We start from the raw sequence: 257 nt of genomic DNA, 5'->3' as shown, positions 1-257 counted from the left end.
CTGTACCGACTGGAGACCATGCTGGCGCGGCTCGGGCATCCGCTCAGCCGCACCAGCATGGCGCATTGGATCATCCGCCTGAGTGAGGTGTTCAAGCCACTGACTAACCTCATGCGCGAGGCGCAGAACACCAGCGACTACCTCCAGGCCGATGAGACGCGCATGCAGGTGCTCAAGGAGGACGGCAAAACGGCCCAATCCGACAAATGGATCTGGGTCACCCGGGGCGGCCCGCCGGGCCAGCCCACGGTGCTGTT

At 64.6% G+C, this 257-nt stretch carries 1 protein-coding gene; it reads left to right on the top strand.

What is annotated here, in order from left to right; translation table 11 throughout:
- The coding region (locus AC1RQI_RS17330) for an IS66 family transposase (protein ID WP_481905850.1) at positions 1–257 on the top strand (257 nt) is incomplete at both ends.

The sequence above is a fragment of the Salicola sp. AFF1 genome, from assembly GCF_056783195.1.
The sequence above is the reverse complement of the archived record's forward strand: the minus strand, read 5'-3'. Positions and strand labels throughout refer to the sequence as shown.